This window comes from Alteromonas ulvae, assembly GCF_048987005.1.
Classification (GTDB): Bacteria; Pseudomonadota; Gammaproteobacteria; order Enterobacterales; family Alteromonadaceae; genus Alteromonas.
Genome location: NZ_CP185261.1, coordinates 456,181 through 482,728 on the forward strand (window position 1 = coordinate 456,181; position 26,548 = coordinate 482,728).

Below are 26,548 nucleotides of genomic sequence, written 5' to 3' on the forward strand. Positions count from 1 at the left end.
TTGTTGCATCAAGGGCGCAGTGGTAATGTTCACAGCATTAATTTAAGGGACGGTAAGCGGTACGCGCTTACCTTTTTATGGCGCTTCCTCGTGGCAAAAAGACAATCAAATAGTAGTTCAACAGTAAAAAAGACAGCAAGAAAAAGCAATTCAAACACAAAGCAAAAAACCAAAGGTAGCCGGATTTTCGGTGCTTTCTGGCGACTATCACTAGTTGCGCTTGTGGTACTTGGTGCATATGCATTCTATCTCGATGCACAAATCAAAAAAGGCTTTTCAGGCAACAAGTGGGAAGTGCCCGCACAAATTTTTGCGCGCCCACTAAGCCTAAGTAAAGGCGAAGAAATCACGCCATCAGAGGTCATTGATGAGTTAGATCTTTTAGGCTATCGAAAAGTGGCATTTGCCAACAATAGTGGTGAGTACAGCTATCAAAATAGAGTGCTAACTGTTCAGCGTCGAGCGTTTCAGTTCCCAGACGGAGCAGAGCCTTTAAGACATCTTATTGTCACTTGGGAAGGGGCGAAGGTGTCAGAAATTTACGATAAAACGGAAGAGCGACCGTTTGGCACAATCAGGCTTGAGCCATGGCTGGTAACTCGCATGACAAGTGGTTCTAGTGAAGATCGCATGTTGGTGTCACTCGATACTGTTCCCGAATTATTGCCAAAAGCTCTGACGTTGGTAGAAGACCGTAACTTTTATAATCACCACGGGGTAGCCCCGCTTTCAGTGGTGCGTGCCTTGGTGGCGAATATCGCTGCCGGAAGAACCGTACAGGGCGGCAGCACGCTAACCCAACAGTTGGTCAAAAATATGTTTTTAACCCGAGAGCGATCGCTAGTCAGAAAAGCGAAAGAAGCGATAATGGCAGTGATCATCGACGCTCGATATAGCAAATCTGAGATAATTGAAGCCTATTTAAACGAGGTCTTTTTAGGCCAAAACGGCAACATGGCCGTGCACGGTTTCGGCTTGGCAAGCTACTTCTACTTTGACAGGCCTGCCAATGAATTAAGCGTTCCTGAAATTGCGACCTTAGTGGCTATCATCAAGGGGCCGTCTTATTACAATCCTCGAAAATATGCAGAGCGCACTAAAGAGCGAAGAGACTTGGTTTTGCGCATGTTGTTTGACGAAAATGAGATTAATCGCGATGAATACGAACGTTACGTGAATAGGCCTCTTAGCTTAGCAAGCGGCGCAAGTTTAGCCAGTGGAAAGCACCCTGCGTTTATGGATCAAGTTCGTAGAGAGCTGAACGAAATATTAGCAGAGCCCAGCTTAAGAGATTCAGGGGTTAAAGTATTTACTACCCTTGATATTGTTGCACAGCGCCGCGCGGAGCGGGCTCTGTCCACTACCTTAGATGGACTTCAAAAAGACAGAAAGGCTGCACTACAGGGTGCAATGGTGGTCACCGATAGCGCAACAGGTGAAGTCAGAGCGATCATCGGTGATAGGAATGTCGCGTACAACGGTTTTAATCGAGCGTTAGACGCCAAGCGTCCCATAGGGTCGTTAGTGAAACCTGCGGTATACCTTACTGCCCTTGAAGACCCCGCTCAGTTTAATTTGGCAACGCCCTTAGAAGATAAGCCTATTACTCTTGAAAGTAAAAATGGTAAACCGTGGTCGCCACAAAACTACGACAAAGAATTTAGAGGGCAAGTGCCATTATTGCAGGGACTGACAGAGTCACTCAACATTCCAACTGTTAACTTAGGCATGCAGGTGGGCTTAAATACACTGGCCGATACCATAGAGCGCCTTGGGGTGAGTACACCCCTAGAAAAAGTGCCTTCAATGACACTTGGGGCGTTTGAATTAACGCCATTTGCAACTAACCAAATGTATCAAACTTTGTCTAATGATGGACGCTATATTCCACTGCACACGGTGACTTCGGTAGTGACATCGGAAAACGCGCTTCTGTGGAAAAAAGCAGAGTTTTATTCCCAACGAGCAGATGAAGCGGCCACTTATCTATTGAATTATGCGCTTTATAAAGTCACCACAGAAGGTACGGCAAAGCGAGTTGGGGCCACCTTTGGCAGCGTTAATATGGCGGGCAAAACGGGTACGACAGACGACTATCGCGACAGTTGGTTTAGCGGTTTCGATAGAAATCATGTGGTGACGGTTTGGGTGGGTAATGATGATAATCAATCGGTGAATTTAACCGGCGCTGGCGGTGCACTGCCAGTGTTTGTTAACTATATGAAGTCACAAGCGCCCAAATCACTTTCCAGAAGATTTCCCAGAGGTTTAGGTATTGCCCACTTTGATGCAAAAACAGGGGCAGTGGTTGTTGCGGGGTGTGCTGGAAGTTTGAGCGTTCCGGCCATACTAGATGTGCTTCCTCCACCAGAACAAGACTGTAGCGGGCGTCCGGTAGACGATGCCAACGACGGTAAAAAGAAAAGCTGGTGGGAACGTATATTTGGATAAAAAAATGCTCCAGTAAGAAGATAGAAAGCAAATATTTACACTAGGGTTCTTTATTCCCTAAGGAGATTCCCTAAGAAGGGCTAATACTTGTTGCGTAATGTCTATCTTCTACCGGAGCTAAAAGCCCAGGGAGGCTTTGGGAACAAAAATGGTTAATGTCCTTTTTGAAAAAACAGGCGCGCGGTCGAAAAAGCGATAGCGCTCACTGCGAAAGCAATGAAAGGACCAAGTACTAACATCAGTAAGGTACTGGCAGCAATCATGACTAACTCCTTACGCATCGTTATCGTCAGACGCTACAGTCGAATCGTCTGAAGACACGTCCGAGAGTGGCATTATCAATAAATCCACAACGTGTATATCAGCAATTAATGTAGCTGTCTTACTTGCGTTTGGCTCGAACGTGTGACTTGCCGTCATCACGTCAAACGTAATACGTGTTGATGTTTCTTGTTTAACCTCGTTCATGGCGCTTGCCACTAGGTAGTCGGTATGCGACTGCAATGCAGAGACATTGTCGTTAGCCATTAATGATGCGCTGAAAGTACCAGAAGTCAGCAGTAATGCAGTGATAAGGTTGCGACGCGTAAACATAATATTTTCCTATTAATAAAAGTTGAACACTGCACTGATACATACTGCGTGGCAGCTTTCGATATTGTTAAAACTCGTGATTCTTAACGTAGAGAAAGTTTGTTTCTCATTACCATCAACGTATTGCGAGTGTTGTGCCACTTTTATTTTCTGCCTTAACTTTATGATTTTATTGATTTAGTTTGTTTGGCATAAAAGGGGATGAACGAGAGATGAATAGTGGAAGACTAAAAAGTAGTGTTTTTGAAACTGACTTGGTGAAATTCGCCAATCTTAATTTGGCTAATTGAATCTACTTAATGAAATACGGTCTATGCCCTACTAATTACGAGCTATCAACTATGACCTACTAAATTTGGCCTACTAGTTTTGCCCTTTGGATTTATTCTGTTGGATTAACTCTACTAAAATAGGGTAAGAAGTAAGGTTCGAAAAAAGGTAGGTACCCAATACCACAATGAGGCAAGAGAGCAAGTTAGGCCTTCCTTGTCAGAAGGCTAACGATCAGCAGGATTATAATTTAGGTTACCGTTGCAGTAAAAGCTACGATGAAGCTTTAAGCTTAGACATCGCTGCTACCGCAAAAGCAATAATAGCTCCCGCCACCACGCCAACAGCCCCATCGGCTAAAATAGACATAGCAAATTCAGCACTAGGCATTAGCTCTGTTGCCCACAGGGTTACGTGATGCAAAAAACCAATACTGTGAGTGAGGATACCGCCGCCCACGAGGAACATGGCTATGGTGCCTACCACCGCAAGGGTTTTCATAATAGCCGGAGCTGCTACAAGAAGAGTTCGTCCAATTAAGCGCTGCATAGTGTTCATAGTGCCGGTGAGCGACTTGCGCAGCATATAAAGCCCCACATCGTCCATTTTTACTAAGCCTGCTACTAGTCCATATACGCCAACGGTAATGGCTAAGCTCAATGCAATTAAAACGCCCACTTGGGTTATTAATGTTGCGTCGCTAACGGTGCCTAAGGCAATCACTATAATTTCAGCTGACAGGATAAAATCGGTGCGTATTGCGCCCTTTATCTTTTTTTGCTCGAAGGCCACCATATCAACATCTTCATGAGCAATGGCTTCTATTCGCGCTTCCCGCTCTTGAAGTTGGTCATCGTGAGGAAGATATTTATGCAACAGTTTTTCAGCCCCTTCAAAGCATAAGTACAGCCCGCCTAACACTAACAGTACGGTAATGAGCGAAGGGATAAAGGCACTAATGGCTAGGGCTGCAGGCACCAATATGGCTTTATTCAGCAACGACCCTTTTGCCACGGCCCACACAACAGGCAATTCTCTGTCTGCTTTAATACCTTGCACTTGGTCAGCGTTTACCGCCAAGTCGTCACCCAAAACGCCAGCGGTTTTTTGGGCTGCTACTTTTGACATAGTGGCAATGTCGTCCATTAAGGTGGCAATATCGTCGAGTAAGGCAAGTAGATTAGCTCCAGCCACAGATTATTCCTTTTTAATGAGAGAGTGATTAAATCATTAGGCTACTAGGGCGTGTTGATCTTTGTTGTACGAGTTTTGGGCTAAACGTACAGCAAAGATCAACACGCCCTCGATTATTAGATAGGCAGAATACGCCGTAATGCCAATGTTTGGCAACACAACATTACGGTAGCAATGTGTTAATTCGATTGGTCATCGTTTTCAGGTGTTTTGTTAATCCGGGCCTCGATAAACCGCTGGTATTCATTTCTTTTAGAACACTTCATGGTACCGCCGCCCAAACTGCTAAGTACTAGAGCTACTTTATTTGTGGTACTACTGCAATTTATTATCTTTACTGGACGCTGATTATATAGCTTTGCATCTCTATCTTCGCCTTTTCTGGGGTCGATAATGTTTGGGCTGTTTTTATTTGTTGTATAAGATGAAGCCGCATTAGCAGACTCTTCACCAATACGGGCTTCATTATAGCTGTCTAAATAGTCTGCCGCGGCTTGTGCGCTAGACACATTTAAACGACCGGCTTCACGGTTAACGTTCGGCTTCGATACTTGGGAAGGTGATTCTTCTAGAGGTGCTTCTTTTGAAAGTGCCTCTTCTAGCTGTGATGGGTGAGCATCTGGCAGGGGCTTAGTTTCTGTAGACTGCTCGGGCTCAGCGTTTGGCTTGTCCAGAGTGTCAGCCGTTTGAGGGGGCTGTATTTCGCTATTTGTTGATTTTTCCTCAATTGCATTTTTATTTACTATTTCTGCCGTTTCCTCGTCTACAACTTCCTCGTTAACTGCTTCTTTGTTTAATAATAGGCTAGGCTCAATAGTTTTTTTTGCAGGTGGCTGAAACAGCACGGCCTGTATTGTGGGGGCAGGGGAAAGGCTGGCAATAGCTGCTTTCTTTTTTTCAATACCATACTGGCTTACTACAACAACTGTGATGATTGCCCCAGCATGAATAAGCAGCGACACCAAAGCCGTACGCCATGCATAACGCTGTTTGCGTGCATGGTGTTGTAAGGGGCGCTCGGGCGCGAAAAACATTACTGTACTGGTGCTCATTAGAATTAACAGACCGAGTAACCCAATGATAGTTCCACTTTTTTCAGCTTTTATACGCTGCGACCTTATGCTCTTTTCCCTTGCGATAAACAGACTCAATTTCGTTCAGCAAGGCTAAGCCATTTGCTTTGCCTCAAAAGCCCCCGAGCGCGGATGACGGGATATGAGAAGGTCAATACGCGCTTCTACTCGTCTTAATTTTTGGTGAATCGATCGTGTGCGCGCTATTGTTGGGCATTCTTTCTGCGCTGCACCTTATTGGTGCGTTGTTTTTGGTTTATCTTCCTCTGATTTCGATTATCTAACTGATTTTAATGCATAATTATTTATGGCATGGCTCTTGGTATAGTATTCGTCAAGTACGCATATTTGCAGAATAATCACAATAAACTGGGAGCATCACATGAAATTAGTCACTGCTATCATCAAGCCGTTTAAGCTAGATGATGTTCGTGAAGCCATTTCAGAAATCGGGATTGACGGTTTAACCGTTACCGAAGTAAAAGGCTTTGGACGTCAAAAAGGTCACACCGAACTCTATCGCGGCGCGGAATATCAGGTAGATTTTTTACCAAAAGTAAAGTTGGAAATTGCCGTACAGGACGATCAGGTAGAGCGTTTGGTCGAGGCCATCGTTGGTGCTGCCAAAACGGGCAAAATTGGTGACGGTAAGGTCTTTGTATACGACCTAGAGCATGCCGTTCGTATTCGAACTGGTGAGTCGGATACCGACGCGCTGTAAGCCACAACGATATTTTTGCGGAGAAAACCATAATGGAAATCACTTTTGAACTTGGGTATGCGCTAGATACCTTTTACTTCTTAATTTGCGGCGCGCTAGTCATGTGGATGGCTGCAGGTTTTGCAATGCTTGAAGCTGGCTTAGTAAGAGCCAAAAACACTACTGAAATTCTGACTAAAAATATCTCGTTATTTGCCATAGCCTGCACTATGTATATGGTTTGCGGCTACGGAATCATGTACGGCGGTGGCGACTGGGGGCCTTTCCTCAGCGGCATCTTAAGCGACGGCGCAACGGGTGTCGCAGAAGAGCCTGCTACTTATGCGCCTTCTGCTGACTTCTTCTTCCAAGTCGTCTTCGTTGCAACGGCTATGTCTATCGTGTCTGGTGCGGTTGCTGAGCGTATGAAGCTATGGGCTTTCTTAGCATTCACTGTGGTAATGACAGGTTTCATCTACCCGATGGAAGGTGCATGGACTTGGGGTGGTGAAGCGGTATTCGGTCTATACACGCTTGGCGATCTAGGTTTCTCAGATTTTGCAGGCTCGGGTATTGTTCACATGGCAGGTGCAGCAGCTGCACTGGCGGGTGTGTTAATTCTTGGTGCTCGTAAAGGTAAATACACCGCAGATGGTAAAGTTAATGCTATTCCAGGTGCTAACCTGCCTCTCGCAACCCTAGGTACATTTATTTTGTGGATGGGATGGTTTGGCTTTAACGGCGGTTCAGTACTTGCTACTGCAACGGTTGAAAGTGCAAACTCTGTTGCTATCGTATTTATGAACACTAACGCAGCCGCAGCCGGTGGTACTATTGCTGCGCTTATCGTAGCGCGTATTTTATTCGGTAAAGCTGACTTAACAATGGCATTAAACGGTGCGTTAGCCGGTTTGGTTGCTATTACCGCAGAGCCTTCTACGCCCAGCCCACTAGAAGCAACACTATTCGGCGGCCTTGGTGGTATTTTGGTAGTACTTAGCATTGTTGGTCTTGATAAGCTTAAGATTGATGATCCAGTAGGTGCTATCTCAGTTCACGGTGTTGTTGGTTTACTTGGTCTTCTACTTGTTCCAATTACTAACGACGGTTCAAGCTTCTCTGGTCAGCTTATTGGTGCGGCAACTATCTTTGTTTGGGTATTCGTGGCCAGCCTAGTAGTGTGGTTAGCGCTTAAAGCAACCATGGGTATCCGTGTTACTGAAGAAGAAGAGTTTGACGGTGTAGACATGAGCGAATGTGGTTTGGAAGCATACCCAGACTTCACTAGCAGTCGCTCATAAACACACGTAGTAATTCACATTGATGTAGGCAGCGAAAAAAATAGAATAATGCCTAACTATCATCACTTAAGCCTCGCATTTGCGAGGCTTTTTTCGTTCTGCGATAAACCTAGGCGTATTGCGCCTTAAACGCTACACTAGAAATGGAAGTTCAAAGAGGTTTCGACACGAAACTGCCAGTGACAAACGTAAGCACACCAACATTGTTTATAAAAAACGTGCTTTGGATTAAAAGAGAAACGACGGGGCTACTGAGATGAGAGCTACACTAACACACTCACTTTTCGCGATGACGCTCGTAATTACACTATGCAGCACGCTTTGTGTATCGTCTTCACAGGCGTATGACAGAGTAACGGGCAAGCCATTTGCCAGTCGGTCGGAGGTTATAGCACAGCATGGCATGGCGGCAACCAGTCAACCCTTAGCAACGCAAGTTGCTCTGGATGTGCTAAAGCAAGGTGGAAGTGCTGTGGATGCTGCCATTGCAGCAAATGCTATGCTTGGCCTAGTTGAGCCTACAGGTAGTGGTATAGGAGGAGACTTATTCGCCATTGTATGGGATGCCAGTGAACAAAAGCTAGTTGGTTTAAATGCATCAGGCCGTTCTCCCCTTTCGCTGACTAAAGCGGTGTTTGTAGAGCGTGGGTTAAACAAAATCCCTAAGTTTGGTCCCTTACCTGTATCCGTTCCTGGTGCGGTAGACGGCTGGTTTGAGTTACATGAAAAGTTCGGCAAGTTGCCTATGTCTACTCTTTTGACTCCTGCTATCGAATACGCCAAAAATGGCTTTCCAGTATCTGAATTAATCGCGTATTACTGGCAAATGAACAAAGACAGAATAGGCCACTACGATGGCTTCGCTGAGACCTACCTCATCAACGGCAATGTGCCCAAAAAAGGCGACATATTCAAGAATCCTGGGCTTGCCGTTACCTATGAAAAAATAGCGACCGGCGGTCGTGATGCGTTTTACAAAGGCGATATTGCTCGCGCCATTGATGCGTATATGGACGCTCAGGGCGGATTTCTTTCTTATCAAGATTTAGCGTCTCATACATCACAATGGGTTGAGCCAGTATCGGCAAATTACCGTGGTTACGATGTGTGGGAGCTGCCTCCAAACGGACAAGGAATTGCCGCACTGCAAATCCTTAATGTGCTTGAACGCTACGATATAGAAGGCATGGGGTTTAACTCTGCCGATTATATTCACACCTTTGTAGAAGCCAAAAAGCTCGCATTTGAAGATAGAGCAAAGTTTTACGCTGATCCCGACTTTAATAATATTCCTGTAGATTGGTTGATTTCAAAAGAGTATGCCAAAAAGCGACAGGCGCTCATTGATATGGAAAAAGCAGCGTTGCGGGTAGATGCAGGTATTTATGAGGGCGATACTATTTACCTAACTGTGGCAGATAAAGACGGCAATATGGTTTCGCTAATTCAAAGTAATTATCGCGGAATGGGGTCGGGTATGACGCCGCCAGGTTTAGGCTTTGTACTGCAAAATAGAGGTGAAATGTTTACGCTAGAAGAGGGGCACTACAACGAGTATCGCCCCGGCAAACGTCCATTTCATACTATTATTCCGGCATTTGTTACCCGAAACGGTCGTCCCGTGATGAGCTTTGGGGTAATGGGCGGTGGCACACAGCCTCAAATGCACGCACAAATCATCGTTAATATTCTGGATTTTGGTATGAACTTGCAAGAAGCCGGTGATGCACCGCGCATTCTTCACAGTGGCTCAAGCAGTCCAACGGGTGAATTAATGCTAGACGGTGGCTATGTAAGCTTAGAGTCAGGGTTCGATGAGGCGGTGCAGCGAGAACTCATGGAGAGAGGCCATAAACTTCAGCGCGTAGTGGGTGCGTTTGGCGGCTATCAAGCAATCGCTTGGGATGCCAAAAAAGGCGTGTATTTTGGCGCTTCTGAAAGCAGAAAAGATGGACAAGCTGCAGGGTATTAAGCACACTGACAATACTCGTCACAGCAAGGGATTTAACCGCCTGTAACAGGATTCGTATAACATCTGTAATAACGGTTAATAAGCGCTGTTTGAATGAGTAGTTTTTATAAGTGCTTTAAGAAAACTTCAAATAATAACAAGAGCTGCAATGACACAACCACAAAAAGGCATATGCGCAGAGCCAAATTTGCATGCGCAATATTTGATGCTCAATGTTGTCGATGAGGACAGCGAAGCCGTAAGAGCAAAATTAGCGAGGGTGCTCGATATTTTCGAGCACTTTGAAAATGAGCATTACGAAGCCATGGTTACCGGTGTTATTGCGGTGGGAACCAGCTATTGGGCCGATGTTTATCCAGGACTCATTCCCGTTGAACTTGCTCCTTTCCCCGATATGCAATGTGAAGACAGAAGCGCGCCAAGCACACCTTGCGATTTGTTTATCCAGATTCGAGCGGACCGACTTGATATCTGCCACGCTGTCGGTATCGAGGTGATGGACTTATTGCGCATTCATGTTGAGCTGGTAGAACAGGTACGGGGGTTTCGCTACCTCGACGGTCGCGACCTTAACGGTTTTCTTTATGCTACCGACAATCCGAGGGGTGTTGCTCGCAGAAAAGTCGCCATCATCAGCGAAGAAGACGACCCTGATTTTCATGGAGGAAGCTACTTACATGTACAGCGATATCGACATGATCTCAGGCGTTGGAATAGTCTGTCTGACCGCCAAAAAGAGCAAACAATGGGAACCACTCAGCAACACAATCTACCTAGTGTTGAACAGTCCCCCTCGTCACACTGCGTTCGCGCTTCAAGCTCATCTGACGGTGATGAAGCGTCTAAACTTATGAAGCAGGGGATGCCCTACGGAGATATGGCGTCCCAAGGTTTATTCTTTGTTTGCTGTAGCGCAAGTGCGCGACCCTTTAAGCATATGTTACAAAGTCAGATATACGGCAATGGAGAAGGGGATTACGATCGGTGGTTAGATTTTACGAGTGCAGAGACCGGCGCGGCGTTCTTTGCACCCTCTGTTAACTTTATAAAAGCGCAGGCAATGCTACCTAATAATGATTAAGCGACTATACAGAGTCTGGATAGGAACCAAACGTCTATCCGCTTATCGCAACATCCTTATTGCAGCACTAGAGCGCCATCCCAGTCGTCATCTAAGTCTATATTTCGATAAATTCGGCATACATCTATATGATGATGAGCTAGGGTATCATTTGGATTAACCGCCAACGCGGTTTCAAAATAGGCAATTGCTTCGTCCCACTGCTTGTTAATACGACACGCTAGACCCGCTGCAATTTTTGCTTGAACCGAGAGTCTTGTCTCCTGCTCAGCGTCGCTGAGGTGACTTAATACCTCATAGATTTCAATTGGTGCCTGACGGCCTTTTACTCTTACCCAATCGAGTAAGCGAGTCCTAATAGGATAGCCTGCCCCTAAGGTTTGCAGTACCTGTGCACTCACAATTATATCAGCTCGGTATTTGGAGGTTAGTGCTTCAAGGCGTGAAGCAATATTAACACTATCACCAATCACCGTGGTGTCCATGCGATCATCTGAACCTACGGTTCCCATGATTACATTGCCAAAGTGTATCCCGATCCCCATGTTGACCGCGGCATAGTTGCTATTCTTTCTATGTCCATTGTATATGGTGAGTGCTTTTCTTAAATCCAGTGCGGCGTTTAAAGAATCAATAGCTTTATCTCTTGCCGTACCGCCGGGATGGTCGAATAAGGCCATTATTCCATCACCCATGAACTTGTCGATAAAACCACTGTTTTGGTGAATGGGGTCGTTCATACGGGTAAAGTAAGAATTGAGGAAATTCATCAATTCTTGAGGTGTTATGCGCTCAGAAAAGCCAGTAAACCCTCTAATGTCGCAAAACATGATAGCGACTTCATTTTCTGACGCGTAGCCCAAACCAAGGTTGTCTACATCAGTATTGGCCATATGCTCTACAAACTGTTTGGGCACAAACTTTTGAAAAGTTTGGTTCAATCGCAGGGCTTCATCGGCAGCTTCTTGAAACCTAATCTCTTTTTCGATACTTAAATCAGTATTGCGCCTGTTCTTTTTAAATTGCGCTACTCTGCGGGCAAATCGGCGACTGCGTCGAACAAGCAGTACCGTGATAACGGCGCTATAGACGAGGAGTAAAACTATCCCTATTCCTAAAAACCATTCCATAGATGACATTAGCTATTCTTATTCAAAGTGACTTTATAATGAGAATGAAGACATTAATACAAGAAAGTGTGAACAAAAGCGTACTAACAATATAATACAAAAATATAGCACGAAAATTTCGGAATCTTGTAAGTGCCTTCTTGTCACTAAGGTAAACGTATACCGTAGTGTAATTCAAGTGAACAATAGTTGAGAAAAGAGATTGATCAAAAAAAGACCCTCAATAACAAAGAGCGCAGTTATTAAAGGGCCGATAAATGATTACACTGGTTACTAGAGGGCACAGCATTTGATGTGCTCTCTAGGTATACCGGCTTTGTGCACACAGCATTAGTACAGACAGGGCTACTTCACAAATGCCTTACAGCGAAGCAAACACCTTATCTGCAGCAGCGAGTGTTTTTTCTATGACACTGGCATCGTGGGCTTTAGATACAAACCCTGCTTCATAAGAGGCAGGGGCTAGGTATACACCCTCGTTCAGCATGCCGTGATAAAACTTATTAAATTGCTCGGTATTGCAATTAATGGCCTGTTTGTAATTCGTTACCTTCTCAACGTCGGTGAAGAATAACCCAAACATACTGCCTGCAACATTAGTAGTTAGACTAATATTGTGCTTGTCGGCCAGTGCCTGCATGCCATCTACTAGCGCCTGCGTATTCTCAAAAATTGAGTCATAGAGGCCTTCCTGCTGCAGTTGCTCCATAGCCGCAAGGCCAGCGGCCATGGCTACCGGGTTGCCCGAGAGCGTTCCTGCTTGGTATACGGGACCAGTTGGGGCGATGTGCGTGATAATATCTTTTCTACCGCCAAAGCAGCCTACCGGCATGCCGCCGCCGATGACCTTACCAAGACACGTGAGGTCAGGTTTTACACCGTATCGTTCTTGTGCGCCGCCGCGAGACACACGGAAGCCCGTCATGACTTCGTCAAAAATAAGTACACTTGAATATTCATCGCATACCGCGCGAAGGCCTTCAAGAAAGCCTTCTACAGGCGGAATACAATTCATGTTGCCAGCCACTGGCTCGACAATTATGCAGGCAATGTCGTCGCCATGTGCCTTGAAGATCGCTTTAACCGATTCGATATTGTTATATTCAACGGTGAGCGTATGTTCCGCCACATTGTCGGGTACGCCAGGAGAGCTCGGCACACCCAGTGTCAGAGCACCTGAGCCCGCTTTTACTAGCAGCGAGTCGGCATGCCCATGATAGCAGCCTTCAAACTTCACAATTTTGTTTCGGCCCGTATAGCCACGTGCTAGCCGTATTGCTGACATTGTCGCTTCGGTGCCTGAATTTACCATGCGCACCATCTCCATTGACGGCACCATTTTGCTAACCGTTTCAGCCATAATGACCTCGGCTTCGGTAGGCGCGCCAAACGACAAACCGCTGTAAGAAGCCTCTATAACGGCCTCTCTTATTTTAGGGTTGTTGTGCCCTAATACCATTGGACCCCATGACTGAATGTAGTCAATGTACTGTTTACCGTCTACATCCCACATATATGCGCCATCTGCTTTAGTAATAAAGCGAGGCGTTCCACCTACCGCTTTAAAAGCGCGCACAGGTGAATTTACACCACCTGGAATGGTGATTTGAGCTCGGGCAAATAGTGTTTCAGATTTTGTCATGTAATTACTTACTCTTATTGCTGTACCAAACGACGTCACGTTCGTATTTTGTGACCAAATGCTCTACACCAAGAGTGAGAGCAAATAAGGCCATTCTTACCAACACACCATTATCGGTTTGTCGGAAAATGGCTAGGTTTGGATTAAGGTTTAAATCGTTGTCTAGCTCGTTGGCTTCCATACGAGAATCTCGCGGAAGTGGATGCATGATGACGGTCTTAGACTGAAAGTGTCGTGTGTAAATCGATTGATTTAACCGAAACTTTCCGCGGTACTTATTGGCTTCATCTTGCGAAGGGAATCGCTCTTCCTGAATACGAGTTTGATAGCAAATGTCCGCATCCATGCTGCCTTCTAGGGTATCGGTGATAGTAAGTTGATGACCCGCTTGCTCAATAGCATCAATGACAGGTTGCGGCATGGCTAATTCTTGAGGCGATATTAAGGTAAAACGAACATTATTAAATAAACACAATAAACGGGATAATGAATGCACAGTTCGTCCATAGCGCAAATCGCCGATCATCGCGATATGCAGTCCATCAATACCTTGGCCGTTGTATTCTAACTCACGCTTAATCGTAAACAGATCTAATAGAGCTTGGGTAGGGTGTTCGTTTGCACCATCGCCGCCATTAATGACGGGGACTCGGCTTCCCTCAGCAAATTCCGCCACAGAACCGGCTGCTGGATGACGCATGGCGATAATATCGGAATAACCACTTAGTACTCTTGCGGTATCGTAAAGAGACTCACCCTTTGCCAGCGCTGAACTCGACATTCCGGTCGTTTCTCGTACTTCACCACCTAACAAGTTGAAGGCGGTACCAAAACTCACGCGAGTACGGGTACTGGGTTCAAAAAAAAGGTTACCAAGTATGGCGCCTTCTAATACCGTCGTGCGTTTTTCTCGTCTTGCATAAGGTTGCATGGAATCGGCTACTGAGAACACCTTCTCAATGGCCTCCCGATCGAATTGATTAACCGAAAGAATATGGTTACCAGTAAAGTCAGACATAAGCCACTCAATCATTAACGAAAACGCCGCTAGTGTATAACAAACCGCAGAATAAGTAATCTTTAAGCAGTAAACACTGGGCCTACAGAGCTTATTAGCGAATAAAATCTTCCCGTCAAGCCTAAAATTTGTACAGCAAAGATCAAGGCGCCATATTCATGTTATGGGAATGTAATTGACTCTTTCTGTTGCAGTTAACCATGGACATTATCTATCGCGATAATAAGCAAACAATACTGATATTTTTTCTGCCGCTTGGCTTACGTGCTTGTGAATCTGTGCATCGTCCATGGCAGGGTGGATTCCGCACAACACCATGGTGTGAAATTCACCTTTCAAAAGTGCGCAATAATCAACGGCAAGTTGATTTGCTTGCTCTTGCGTTATGTCACCTTTGCCTAACTGATAAATCGTATGACCTAGAGAGTCTAGTGCGCGTTGGGGACCGGCTTGATAAAAAAGCAACGCCACGTGAGAGTTATTCACTGCCTCGGCGATAATAACTCTGAAAATGCCGACAGTTTCAGGGTCTTGAATCAGGCGTATAAACTGACTTCCAACTCTGTAAAGGCAGTCTAGTATGCTCGGTTTCTTTAAGGCGGACTCAAAAATTTCAGGAGTATCTAGCTGATATGCTCTGCATTTAGACGATATGGCTGATTGAAAAAGGACGTCTTTGCTATCAAAGTGGGAGTAAACCGTTTGCTTTGAAACGCCAGAGGCTTTAGCAATGCCGTCCATAGAGGTGTTAGCAAAGCCATCTTTCAAGAAAAGTCGCGATGCAGCCTGTAAGATAAGCCGAGATTTCTCTTCGCTTTTTGGCCTACCTTGTTTTTTTAATTGCGACACCATGATCCTCGCTTACAAAATGAAAGAATATATAAATATCATACTGGACGGTCTAGTATTTATATACTAGCATCGCAGTATGCATTTGCAAACATCATCACCGAGTGTAAAAACATGAATATGAATTCTGCTGACACCTCGTCAACGGCAAGTAACGCATCCCTATACATTGCAATCGTCGTTTTCACTGCCGCGTTAGTGCTGCTGTTGGTGGCGGCTGGAATAGGTAATGCCGCGCAGATACCTCAAGCTCGAGCGCCAATGTCGGTTGTCACCGGCACCATAAAAGTGCAACAGCAGTTTGAAACGCCAATAAGCGTATTTGGTTTAGTTGAATCTCCAAAGTCAACTTCACTGTCTTTTGATACTAGCGGTCAAATAGAGGAAGTGTTGGTTGAAGAGGGTGATGCGGTGTCAAAGGGCGATGTTGTCGCTCGGCTAGATACTCAGCGTTTAAGAGCACAGCAAGAGGAACTTAAGGCCTCTTTGGTGCGAGTGAAGGCAGATTTAAACTTGGCCAATATCAATAATGATCGAACTCAATCACTGGTAGAAAGAAAACTAGAGTCTGCACAGCGACTGGATGAAACAAAAGCCTCCCTTAGTGTGGCTAATGCTCGGGTAGACGAAATTGAAGCATCACTTAACTCGATGAATGTGGCACTTGATAGAGCTGTGCTTTACGCGCCGTTCGACGGTCAAGTCAACGGACGTTTCTTTGATGAGGGAAGTGTTGTTAACGCCACAATGGCGGTTGTTGGTATTACGAGTAACGAACACTTTCAAGCTCGCTTCGCTGTGCCGGCAGATATTATTGACCAGTTTGATATTGGTGAGCCTGTCATTATCAGAATTGGCGAGCAAAATGCGGAGGGCGTGGTAACCCAACGCCTCGCTGTGAGAAATATACAAACTAGAACAGTCGACGTTTTGGTAACTCTGAACAGTAATGATGAAGTACGACCTGGCGACATGGCTATTTTGTTTGGCGTACGTTCCCACGATGAACAAGGAAGCTGGCTTCCGGTGACGGCATTGAGCAACGGGCTGAGGGGCCTGTGGCGAGTATTTGTTTTAAGCGGTACAGCTCATAATGAGAGTGGCACAGCAATTGAAGCAAGAGTGGTCGAGGTGGTTTACACCGACGGGAACAGCGCCTTCGTCCGTGGGGCACTAAAAGAGGGGGAACGCTATATCGTAGACGGTACTCACAAGCTGTCCCCTGGACAGCGCGTATCCGCTGCCAGTGTATCAACCCAAACGCAGACACAAACAGAGCGTAAATCTTACTCTGAGCGCAGTGCCCTAGAAAGCGGTGTTCAACGCGACGGTCAAAACAGCGCGCAATACGCTGGAGCACAGTAATGAAAACGCCTCACGCTGGTATAGAGAAAGACTTTCCGTGGTACACGCTTTTTTATCGTCGGGGACATCTGCTGGTGTTAAGTTTAGTGATCATCATGGTTGCCGGACTATCAGCACTGGGCTCGTTGCCACGTATTGAAGACCCAAGGATTGATACGCGCAATGCGTTAATTATTACCCAGTATCCTGGGGCGTCGGCAGAGCGTGTCGAAGCGCTTGTCAGTGATGTTTTAGAGGACAGGCTGCGAGAAATATTTGAAATCAAAGAAGTAAAGTCTACATCCCGGGCGGGTATTTCAGTCATTCTAATAGAAACCCAAGACTGGGTCGATAATAGCACTAACGAAGAGCTATTCAGTGAGATACGAGATGCCATTGGGGCTGCTTCAGCCCTTTTCCCTGAGGGTGCCTTAGACCCTGTCTTTGATGAAAAGCGCGGGGCAACCGCCTTTACGCTGCTACTTTCCCTTCGCGCCGAATATCCAGACACAACGCCTATCACAGTCATGTCTCGCCTTGCTGAAGAGCTTACTGATCGTCTTAGAAACGTTAACGGCACTGAATTAGTTAGGGTATATGGTGAGCCTAACGAAGAAGTGAGCGTAAGCGTAGACCCCATTAAGTTAGCGGCCACTGGTTTAACACTGCAGCAAGTTAGCAATATTATCCGCAATGCAGACCCTAAGCTGCCCGCAGGCATGTTAAACACGCAACAGAGTAACTTACGCTTTAGTGTGGGCGAGGGGCTCACCGGCGTTGATATGATTGCATCGGTTCCATTAGTCAATCGCGACGGTCGCTACTTGCGCGTTGAAGACATTGCGAGCGTCACGCGTAGTTACAGTACGCCACGCAGTGAAATTGCATTTTTAGATGGCGAAGAGTCTATTTTTGTTGCGGCTAGAATGCAGCCTTCTTTACGCTCCGACGTGTGGACTCAAAATGCCCTTGCAGAAGTCGAGCAGTTTAATCGCGATTTTGACGGTACGCTTACCGCGTCAGTTGCCTTTGAACAAAACGAATACACGGCCACCCGTTTAGCCGATTTATCAATGAATTTGTTGATGGGTTGTGCGGTAGTGATGTTAGTTATTCTACTTTTTATGGGCTTTAGGGCTGCATGGATTGTGGGGTTGGCGCTTCCGCTATGTGCTTCCTTCACGTTGTTCTCGCTGAGTTTTTATAACGAACAAATTCATCAGATGTCCATTTTTGGCATGATCATCGCCATCGGTCTTCTCATTGATAATGCCATCGTAATAACAGATGAAATTCGGCTCAATTTACAAGACCCTCAGCTGACCCGAGTAGGGGCAATGGCGAAAAGTGTCGCGCATTTATTCGCACCGCTACTCGCCTCAACTCTTACGACGGTGTTGGGCTTCATGCCAATATTTTTGCTGAATGGGAACATTGGCGACTTTATTGGGCCTATCGCCATCAGCGTGGTAATGGCCCTAATTGGCTCTTTGTTTATCTCTCTTACGGTTATTGCCGCGTTGGCAGCGCGCTTTTTGCCTAAAAACGATGGCGCTGCAGTGGACACAACTAAAGCTGCTGGTTCTTCGTGGTGGCAGGTGGGCATTCAGGCACCGGCGTTAACGTTAGCTTTCAGTCGCCAGCTAGGACGCTGGATAAAACAGCCGAAGCTCGTTATTTCTGTTATTTGCATACTCTGCCTATCAGGTTTTGCCCTGTCTACGCGCTTAGCGAATGTGTTTTTCCCCAGTGCCGACAGAGATCAGTTTGAAGTGTACCTTTGGACTAAAGAAGGCAGCAGTATTAACAATACAACCGACTATGCGTTGGATGTTGATGCCAAAATTCGCCAGTACGAGGGCGTCAATCAAGTCACTTGGCTAGTGGGCGGTTCGGCGCCTTCGGTGTATTACAATCAAACCATGACACGAGATAACATGCCGTATTTTGCTAATGCGGTGATAACCACTAACACCGTTGAGGGGGCATCATCGTTAGTTGGCAAGCTGCAGCAAGATTTAGATAGCGCATACCCAGAAATTCAAATTGTAGTGAAAGGGTTTGGGCAGGGGCCGCCCATCGCTGCACCGGTGGAAGTCGAGATATTTGGGCCCGACCTAAACGTATTGAACGAGTTAGGAGAGCAGGTAAGAGCGCTGATGTCAGAGGTTGACGGCATTTCTCAGTCAATAGCCAGCATTTCTATGGGGGAGCCAGAGCTTAATGTTGTTACAGATAGCGATAGCTTGTCGTATTTAGGGATATCTTTGGCCGATCTTGCTGCACAGATGCAAATCAACTTCTCTGGGATCACCGGTGGATCAGTATTAGAAAGTACTGAGGAGGTTCCCGTAAGAGTGAGGTTGGCTGAGTCATTCAGACAAGATGTTTCCGGTGTCGACTCTATGCCCATACCTGTGGCCAATGACAGTGTCCTGTCGTGGTCTCCTCTGGCGGCCGTGACATCGCTTTCTCTACAGCCCGCTACTAGCAGTATTACCCGTGTTAACGGCGAGCGCCTTAATCGTATTCAAGCATTTTTATTACCCGATGTACCGGCAATAGATGCGAGCAATACGTTAAGAGAGAAGCTCGATGAGCATTTGGTGTTACCCCAAGGCTATCGAATTCATTTAGCAGGGGATGCCGATGAACAGCAACAAGCGTTAGGTCAGCTTGGGACTTACGCGCCTGTATTGTTGGTATTAATGATTACAACGCTTATTCTCACTTTCTCAAGTTTAAGAATGGCAGGAGTGATTGGGCTAGTCGCGATTTTATCCGTTGGTCTTGGTATGTTCAGTTTGTGGCTTTCCGGACTCCCCATAGGGTTTAATCCGTTGCTCGGCTGCGCCGGACTTATCGGGGTTGCTATCAATGGTTCTATCGTGGTGATAGCGGCAATTAATGCTAACCCGCAAGCAAAGCAGGGGGACACGAAAGCCATAGTGGAAGAAACAATGAGCTGTAGCCGACACATATTATCGACTACATTTACCACGGTGGGTGGACTTATACCGCTATTGTTATTCAGTGAGGGGAGCTTCTGGCCTCCACTGGCTGTGGTTATTGCGGGCGGCGTGGGTTTCTCGGTCATTCTTTCATTGGTATTTACGCCAACTATTGTGGCCGCTTTCAAGCGCAATCAGCACAAAATGCTAGTGAGTGAATAAAAACAACGCCACAGAATGATTGGTTTGGGTAGCAAGCGGTTTAGGTAAACTATCTATTTATAAGTCGCGTATAAGACTTATCCTACGGTAAGTTAGTTAAACGTGATGCGATTGTGAACTTTGTTATTGGAAGCGCTGGCACTATGCAACTAAAGCCTTTTCTTTCGCGCTGGTGGAGGACCGATTGTGCTAAATGCAAGCGCGTACGTTCATGTCTTCTTTGGGCCGTTATTATGTTGGTAGTGTATTTTTATGTCTGGCAGTAGTGCAGAACCTATCTATATTAGAGCAGCATCTAAAAGCAATGGTTTAACCAGCATTGTGATTGGTTGTGTGGGGTTAGTCGTGTCTGCCTTGTGGCTTAGCTTCTTACCCGAGTGGCTGTTTTTGGCGGGTATTTTTATGACCAGCGCAGCGTTGGTTTGCCTGTTAATCGGGTACTTTAAAGTACGCGAACCGAACTACAGCTTAGAAATTGCCAAAGACTACATTACATACCGACATAGATTAGGCAGCTGGCGCATTCATTGGGATAATTTACAGCGTGCCGACTGTCCACGTATTCGCCATGGTCTTGATCAGGTGGCGCTTGAAACCGTAGGATTCAAGGTGAAAAGCTATACTGATTTTTTAAACACCATTTCACCGCGCCTTGCCACTCATTTGCTCATGGAGCAACGGCCATTGCTGTTGCATAACTCAGACAGCAATTGTTCGACGGGAAGCTGCTACGAACAATCTATGTTCGACGATAAGCACTTTGTTTTAGATGATGGTACGCCTATTACTGGTATCAAAGCAATGTTGGCTCACCGTATGGTAGAGCTTAGAAGACGTTTGGGCTACGATATATTCATAGCAAGCTCTGAACTCGATAGAGAAGCCTTAGATTTCGCTGCATTAATTGTTCAGTGCCAGCACGCTCGTTCCGCTCCTGAAGATGCAAATTAACGTTTTTCAAGAGGCAAGATTCAGGTTTGTTTATGAGAGGCTGAAGGCTCACTTCATTGAGTCTGTATCCTCTATCTTGGTAAAGCATAATCTCTATGGCTAATGGAAGGCGCTAACGTTGTTTTCCTCGATGATTTTTTGCGCTTCTTTAACCAATGCCGGCAAAGATTCTTCAACCAAATCGATATGATTGAGTTTAAGTGCTATTTCCAATTCTCTGGCTAAATTTTGTAGCCGTGGTAAACCGGTATAACAACAGGCTCCATGAAGTTTATGAACTTCAGCAGAAAGCTCGTCAAATGCGCCCCTTTGCACTTGCGACTTCAAGGCCTTCAAGGTATCAGGCAGCATTGCAACGAAGTCATTTAATAATTCCTTTGCCGCGGCTTGGTTTTGATTTGCGCGCTTAAGGGCCAACTGCCAGTCTACCGAAGGAAAGGTAAGCTCGCCTGGCTCTACGTCATGACACCACGATTTGATCAAAGTAAGTAACGAGTCAATGTCAATAGGCTTGGATAGGTAGTCGTCCATACCTGAAGCAAGGAGTTTTTCCTGCTCTTCTTTTAGCGCATGGGCGGTGACCGCTACAATAGGTGTTCCCATATTCATGGGCGACTTACGAATTTCGCGGGTAGCGTGAACACCGTCCATGCCAGGCATCTGTATGTCCATTAAAATCAAGTCAAACTCTTGAGTTTGACACTTGTTGACGGCATCTTGGCCGCTGATGGTGGTGGTTAATTCAATAGCCGAATCGTCAAGCCAGGTATGAAGAAGCTTTAAGTTCATTTCTATATCATCCACCGCAAGCAATCTTGCTCTTGGCAACGTATTTATTTTTTCTTTCAGAGGGTTAGCAGCTGAAACAATTTGCTCTCTCATTAAACTGTCTAACTTGGTGAGCGTCATGGGCATACGAATTTGGGTGTAAAAATGCTGGTGCAAATTTGGGTATTTCGTAAATGGATCTGGGCCCGAGTACCACAGCACCCTATTTTTAGCTGGAAACTCGACGAACTTGCGTAAATGTTGCAGCCTCGAGTCTATATGACTTACTGGTGTCGTAGCCATTATGTAATCGTATTGTCCTTTAAGGCTGGTGAGATACTCAATAGACTCAGCGCAGGTAATTTCTGCTCCCAGTGATTTGAGGATCCTTGAACTGGCTTGTCGCGTTGCGGGTATGGGATCGAAAATAACCACTTTTTTACCCTGCCAGTCAGGATTTGAAGAAAGAACATACTTTTGGCTAAGCTGATTCATTCTTAATGATATGTTGAATATAGATCCCTGCCCAAGGGTACTTTTTAAAGTCAGCGTGCCGTTCATCCTATTGACTAACTCACGACTGATAACAAGCCCAAGACCCGTACCTTGATAATTTCTATTTAATGCGTCGTCTACTTGTGAAAATGCATTAAATAGTTTTTTCTGATCCTGTCGGCTAATTCCAATGCCTGTATCACGAATAACAATATTGACCTCGTGAATGCCGTGGTCAAGTGCTCGCCCGCTCACCGCTAGGGTAATGCTTCCTGTAGAGGTAAATTTAAGGGCGTTACTCAGCAGATTATTGAGTATTTGTTTTATTCTATATACATCACCTAAAAGTTTTTCCGGCAGTGGCGAAAGTTCAAAAACAAACTCTATGCGCTTGCTGTGTGATGACTTCGCCATAATTGCTACCATTTCTTCAAACAGTTTATTGGGCGAAAACGGTTGACTATTTAGGCTTAGCTTACCGGCCTCAATTTTTGAAAAGTCGAGCACATCGTTGACAATTGAGAGGAGGTTGTCAGCAGCCGTATTAACAATTCTTACCTGTTCTTGCTGATCAGGAGGAAGCGAGGCATTATTTAACTCTTTACTAAAACCTAAAATGGCATTGAGTGGCGTTCTAATTTCGTGACTCATATTTGCCAAAAACTGAGATTTTACATGGCTAGCTTTAATGGCGTCTTTGCGAGCGATGTCTAGCCGCACGTTTTGCTCTTCAATTAATTCCATATTATTGTGCAAGTCGTTAGTGGCCTGCTCTACATCATATTCTAGCTGCCCACGACTTTTCTCCATTAACGCAATGGAGAACAAACAAGCTTCAAGGAAAACGCCAATTTGAAAACAGTAGGTGGTGAATTCGTTCACAGGCGCAACGCCTAGTAAGCTCAGCATACCAATAACGGCACCTGTAGCTAATAGCCCCCAAGCAAAAATAAAGTACCTCGCAGGTTTAAATTTATTAAAGTAAGCCTCAAAACCTGCAGACACATAACTTATTATTGAAACCAACCCCACACCGTACACCAAGTTGTTTTTCCACATTGGCGGCAAAAGATTAGCAAAGCAGACAATGCCAATTATAGTTTGCGTAACCAGCATAAGCTGTAAGATGGAATGTAAGATTGGTGCGTGCCTTTCGCTGTCTAAAAACGTAATGGTAAATAAACCAGAAGTAATGCCGATGAGAATAAAAATAAGCTCTGTATGTCCCACTAACCATGCTGGGATACCGTGTGCAAAAATAAAATGTGTGTGCCCACCCCACACTACTTGCCAGAGGATAACCGCAAAGATATAACCAACGTAAGTCAGAACACTTTTCTCCCTCACACCGATGTAAAGTACTAGGTTGTAAATAGCAAGAATTAACAAGCCGCCATAAAATACACCCCATAACAAGCTATCAATCTGGGAATAGCGGCCGTGATTTTCTGCAGATTGCACGCGCAAGGGAACAATAATACTGGAAGACTGACTTTCAACACGAATGTAAAGATCTACGGGGCTCGCAGACTCTATTCGAGTTTGCAGCGTGGGTATGCGAAAGCGTTGTTCTTGTTGTAATTTGCCTTGATGACTTTGCGCAATAATATTACCGTTTTGGATAAGGTAAAAATCAACTTTATCCAGCTGGCTGAAATTAATGGAGAACACCCAGTCAGATTCGTTAGATACATTGGTTACCGATTTCAGAATCCAGACCGCGTTGTCTTGAAATCCGAAGTTAGGATTTTTGCCCGAGTGCACTAAGAAATCATTCTTACGCCTTGCAATATCACTGATGCTTAGCTGATAGTTGTTTTCGTATAGATAGTATAAAGAGTCGGAAAGATCGAGAGTGTTACTCTCATCATATAGCTGCTCAATATGTTGGGCATGAGCAGCAAAACTGAATGAACAGCAAACTGCGACACCCAAAATACAAAAAGTTAAAAGTACAGTACGAAAAAAAGGCATGACCAACTAATCTTCTTTTAATTTAATAATATTAGACCACTGTTTTCTTCGTATAACAAAGAATCGCTAGTAAAACTAGCAGTGAAAAGAGCGGTACTGTTTATCGGTTCATTTATTCGTATTATTTGCACCTGCAAGCCGTTTACCTCACAATGAAGTTATACGCTCTTGTACTTATCTAAAAAGGCGTGCTATCTCACTTTTACTGCGACCTCTCAAAAACAATCGCATTGGTATTAATAACAAAACGAAAAAATTATCATGAGTGACGAGATCATTATTAGTAACGACGGTGTGGAACAGCTCCCGATGAGACGTTTCACGGAAGATGCTTACCTTAACTATTCAATGTACGTGATCATGGATAGGGCGCTTCCCCATATTTCTGATGGTTTAAAACCAGTTCAGCGCCGTATTATTTACGCGATGTCAGATCTTGGGCTAAGCGCTAACGCAAAGTATAAAAAATCTGCGAGAACAGTAGGTGACGTACTTGGTAAGTTCCATCCTCACGGTGACTCGGCCTGTTACGAAGCCATGGTGTTGATGGCACAGCCTTTTTCTTACCGCTATCCACTAGTGGATGGGCAAGGCAACTGGGGGGCACCTGATGACCCTAAATCATTCGCGGCTATGCGTTATACCGAAGCTAAGTTATCTCGTTTTGCCGAAGTACTGTTAAATGAATTAGGTCAGGGCACCGTTGACTGGGTACCAAATTTTGACGGTACGTTAGATGAGCCCAGTACGCTACCAGCGAGACTTCCCCACATACTCCTTAACGGTGTAACGGGTATTGCAGTTGGAATGGCGACAGACATTCCCCCCCATAATGTGAGAGAGCTTGCAACAGCCTGCGCCATGCTGCTCGATAACAGCAAAGCCGATTTAAACGACGTGCTCGAGCACGTTCAAGGGCCTGACTACCCCACTGACGCAGAGGTGATCACGCCTAAAGCGGATATTCGTAAGCTCTATGAAACGGGGCGCGGTTCAATAAAAATGCGTGCTGTTTACCACGAAGAAAATGGTGATATCGTTATAACGGCATTGCCTCATCAGGCCTCCGGCGCCAAGATTCTAGAGCAAATTGCGTCGCAGATGCAGGCGAAAAAACTGCCTATGGTAAGTGATTTGAGGGATGAGTCTGACCATGAAAACCCGACACGCCTGGTGGTTACCCCTCGTTCTAATCGCATTGATGTACTGCAGCTTATGCAGCATCTTTTTGCCACCACGGATTTAGAAAAGCACTATCGTGTAAACCTGAATATGATTGGGCTAGATGGACGCCCTCAAGTAAAAGATTTACGCACGATTTTGGCGGAATGGCTACAGTATCGAAAAAATACCGTAACCCGTAGGTTGCAGTATCGATTAGACAAAGTGCTGGCCAGGCTGCACATTTTAGAAGGCCTACTTATTGCCTTTTTAAATATTGATGAAGTTATCGATATTATTCGTACCTACGATAAACCAAAGCCTGAGCTGATATCACGCTTTGGTTTAAGCGATACGCAAGCTGAAGCTATTTTAGAGCTCAAACTGCGCCATCTTGCCAAGCTTGAAGAAGTGAAAATTAAAGGTGAGCAAGAAGAGTTGGCCTCAGAAAGAGATAAGCTGCAAACCCTATTAGGGTCAGAAAAGCGCTTAAAAACGCTTATTAAAAAAGAAATCTTAGCCGATGCAGAAAAGTATGGCGATGACAGACGTTCGCCTATTATTGAGCGCGGCGAAGCAAAAGCGTTGTCTGAAAAAGAGTTAATACCTGCCGAATCCGTAACAGTGGTGCTGTCCGAAAAAGGTTGGGCCCGCTGCGCTAAAGGTCACGACATCGATGCCGAAGGGTTAAGTTATAAAGCGGGAGACGGGTATCTTGGTAGTGCGGAGGGAAAGAGTAATCAACCTGCGGTCTTCATGGACTCATCTGGGCGTACCTTCTCTTGTGATGCGCACGGTCTGCCTTCTGCAAGAAGCCAGGGAGAACCGTTAACCGGGCGATTTAGCATTGTAGGGGGGGAGTCATTTGAACACGTCATTATGGCCTCAGATAACAGTAAATTCTTAGTAGGCTCTGACGCCGGTTACGGCTTCTTGGGAACGTTCAAAGATATGGTGAGTAAGAATAAGGCTGGTAAAGCTTACCTGTCATTACCAAAGGCAGCAAAAGTAATGACGCCAATACCTGTTAGCAACCCAGAAACTGATTTGTGCTTAAGTATCTCTAATGAAGGTCGTATGTTGATGTTCCCTTTACGTGATTTGCCAAGTTTAGGTAAAGGCAAGGGTAACAAGCTCATCAATATTCCGTCTGCAAAGTCTCAGGCAAGAGAAGAATTCGTCAAAGTGCTTACAGTAGTGCCTGAGGGGGCATCGATTAAAGTGGCTGCGGGTAAACGAAATATGACGTTATCGGCTGAAGATCTAACGCACTACCATGGCGAACGAGGACGAAGAGGGAATAAGCTGCCAAGAGGTTTACAGCGTGTTGATAACGTAGAGGTTGTATTTGAAAAAAATGACAACCAACACGAAAACTTACTATGAACTTTGTTGCTAACGAGGCAT

The 26,548-nt window shown here is 45.4% G+C and carries 17 protein-coding genes; 9 read left to right on the forward strand and 8 right to left on the reverse strand.

From position 1 onward, the window contains the following. Positions 1-90 precede the first annotated feature (90 nt). Positions 91-2,451, forward strand: coding sequence for a penicillin-binding protein 1B (gene mrcB / locus ACOJR9_RS01900; RefSeq protein ID WP_420934738.1), 2,361 nt, complete (start codon positions 91-93; stop codon positions 2,449-2,451). 273 nt (positions 2,452-2,724) lie between these two features. Here the strand turns inward: mrcB and ACOJR9_RS01905 are convergent, their stop codons facing one another. The 3 genes from ACOJR9_RS01905 to ACOJR9_RS01915 form a co-directional block, all read right to left on the reverse strand. Next, positions 2,725-3,045, reverse strand: coding sequence for a hypothetical protein (locus ACOJR9_RS01905; protein WP_420934739.1), 321 nt, complete (start codon positions 3,043-3,045; stop codon positions 2,725-2,727). Between the two features lie 543 nt (positions 3,046-3,588). Next, on the reverse strand, positions 3,589-4,509 hold the full coding sequence (locus tag ACOJR9_RS01910) for a DUF808 domain-containing protein (RefSeq protein WP_420934740.1): 921 nt from the start codon (positions 4,507-4,509) through the stop codon (positions 3,589-3,591). A 179-nt stretch (positions 4,510-4,688) separates the two neighbouring features. Next, positions 4,689-5,660, reverse strand: coding sequence for a hypothetical protein (locus ACOJR9_RS01915; protein ID WP_420934741.1), 972 nt, complete (start codon positions 5,658-5,660; stop codon positions 4,689-4,691). 304 nt (positions 5,661-5,964) lie between these two features. Between ACOJR9_RS01915 and glnK the strand changes: the two genes are divergently transcribed. The 4 genes from glnK (at position 5,965) to ACOJR9_RS01935 (ending at position 10,636) form a co-directional block, all read left to right on the forward strand. Further along, positions 5,965-6,303: a P-II family nitrogen regulator gene (gene glnK, locus ACOJR9_RS01920; RefSeq protein ID WP_032095165.1), complete on the forward strand. Its 339-nt coding sequence runs from the start codon at positions 5,965-5,967 to the stop codon at positions 6,301-6,303. A gap of 32 nt (positions 6,304-6,335) precedes the next feature. After that, positions 6,336-7,583 (forward strand): ammonium transporter, encoded by a 1,248-nt coding sequence (locus ACOJR9_RS01925; RefSeq protein WP_420934742.1) that lies wholly within the window; start codon positions 6,336-6,338, stop codon positions 7,581-7,583. A 289-nt stretch (positions 7,584-7,872) separates the two neighbouring features. Beyond that, the gene (gene ggt / locus ACOJR9_RS01930) at positions 7,873-9,555 is read left to right on the forward strand and encodes a gamma-glutamyltransferase (protein ID WP_420936023.1); all 1,683 of its coding nucleotides are present in this window, start codon (positions 7,873-7,875) and stop codon (positions 9,553-9,555) included. A 148-nt stretch (positions 9,556-9,703) separates the two neighbouring features. Continuing rightward, entirely contained in the window at positions 9,704-10,636 is a 933-nt protein-coding gene (locus ACOJR9_RS01935; protein ID WP_420934743.1) for a Dyp-type peroxidase, read from the forward strand. A 56-nt stretch (positions 10,637-10,692) separates the two neighbouring features. On the opposite strand, the gene ACOJR9_RS01940 is transcribed toward ACOJR9_RS01935, so the two are convergent. The 4 genes from ACOJR9_RS01940 to ACOJR9_RS01955 all read right to left on the reverse strand — a co-directional run bounded on the left by ACOJR9_RS01940 (position 10,693) and on the right by ACOJR9_RS01955 (position 15,278). Next, the gene (locus ACOJR9_RS01940) at positions 10,693-11,775 is read right to left on the reverse strand and encodes an adenylate/guanylate cyclase domain-containing protein (protein WP_420934744.1); all 1,083 of its coding nucleotides are present in this window, start codon (positions 11,773-11,775) and stop codon (positions 10,693-10,695) included. A 352-nt stretch (positions 11,776-12,127) separates the two neighbouring features. Continuing rightward, on the reverse strand, positions 12,128-13,408 hold the full coding sequence (hemL, locus tag ACOJR9_RS01945; RefSeq protein WP_420934745.1) for a glutamate-1-semialdehyde 2,1-aminomutase: 1,281 nt from the start codon (positions 13,406-13,408) through the stop codon (positions 12,128-12,130). Between the two features lie 4 nt (positions 13,409-13,412). After that, on the reverse strand, positions 13,413-14,426 hold the full coding sequence (locus ACOJR9_RS01950) for an aspartate carbamoyltransferase (protein ID WP_032095200.1): 1,014 nt from the start codon (positions 14,424-14,426) through the stop codon (positions 13,413-13,415). Between the two features lie 207 nt (positions 14,427-14,633). Beyond that, on the reverse strand, positions 14,634-15,278 hold the full coding sequence (locus tag ACOJR9_RS01955; protein ID WP_420934746.1) for a TetR/AcrR family transcriptional regulator: 645 nt from the start codon (positions 15,276-15,278) through the stop codon (positions 14,634-14,636). A gap of 111 nt (positions 15,279-15,389) precedes the next feature. Between ACOJR9_RS01955 and ACOJR9_RS01960 the strand changes: the two genes are divergently transcribed. From ACOJR9_RS01960 to ACOJR9_RS01970, 3 genes are all read left to right on the forward strand, one after another. Then, a complete protein-coding gene (locus ACOJR9_RS01960) occupies positions 15,390-16,640 on the forward strand; it encodes an efflux RND transporter periplasmic adaptor subunit (protein ID WP_420934747.1) in 1,251 nt (416 codons plus the stop codon). Then, positions 16,640-19,792 (forward strand): efflux RND transporter permease subunit, encoded by a 3,153-nt coding sequence (locus tag ACOJR9_RS01965; protein WP_420934748.1) that lies wholly within the window; start codon positions 16,640-16,642, stop codon positions 19,790-19,792. Before ACOJR9_RS01960 ends, ACOJR9_RS01965 begins: the two co-directional genes overlap by 1 nt. A gap of 252 nt (positions 19,793-20,044) precedes the next feature. Then, the gene (locus tag ACOJR9_RS01970) at positions 20,045-20,743 is read left to right on the forward strand and encodes a DUF2982 domain-containing protein (RefSeq protein WP_420934749.1); all 699 of its coding nucleotides are present in this window, start codon (positions 20,045-20,047) and stop codon (positions 20,741-20,743) included. A gap of 99 nt (positions 20,744-20,842) precedes the next feature. Here ACOJR9_RS01970 and ACOJR9_RS01975 read toward each other — a convergent pair whose 3' ends face one another. Continuing rightward, the gene (locus tag ACOJR9_RS01975) at positions 20,843-23,980 is read right to left on the reverse strand and encodes a 7TM diverse intracellular signaling domain-containing protein (RefSeq protein WP_420934750.1); all 3,138 of its coding nucleotides are present in this window, start codon (positions 23,978-23,980) and stop codon (positions 20,843-20,845) included. A 261-nt stretch (positions 23,981-24,241) separates the two neighbouring features. On the opposite strand from ACOJR9_RS01975, the gene parC reads away from it, so the two are divergent. Further along, the gene (gene parC / locus ACOJR9_RS01980) at positions 24,242-26,527 is read left to right on the forward strand and encodes a DNA topoisomerase IV subunit A (protein ID WP_420934751.1); all 2,286 of its coding nucleotides are present in this window, start codon (positions 24,242-24,244) and stop codon (positions 26,525-26,527) included. The last annotated feature ends 21 nt before the right edge of the window (positions 26,528-26,548 follow it).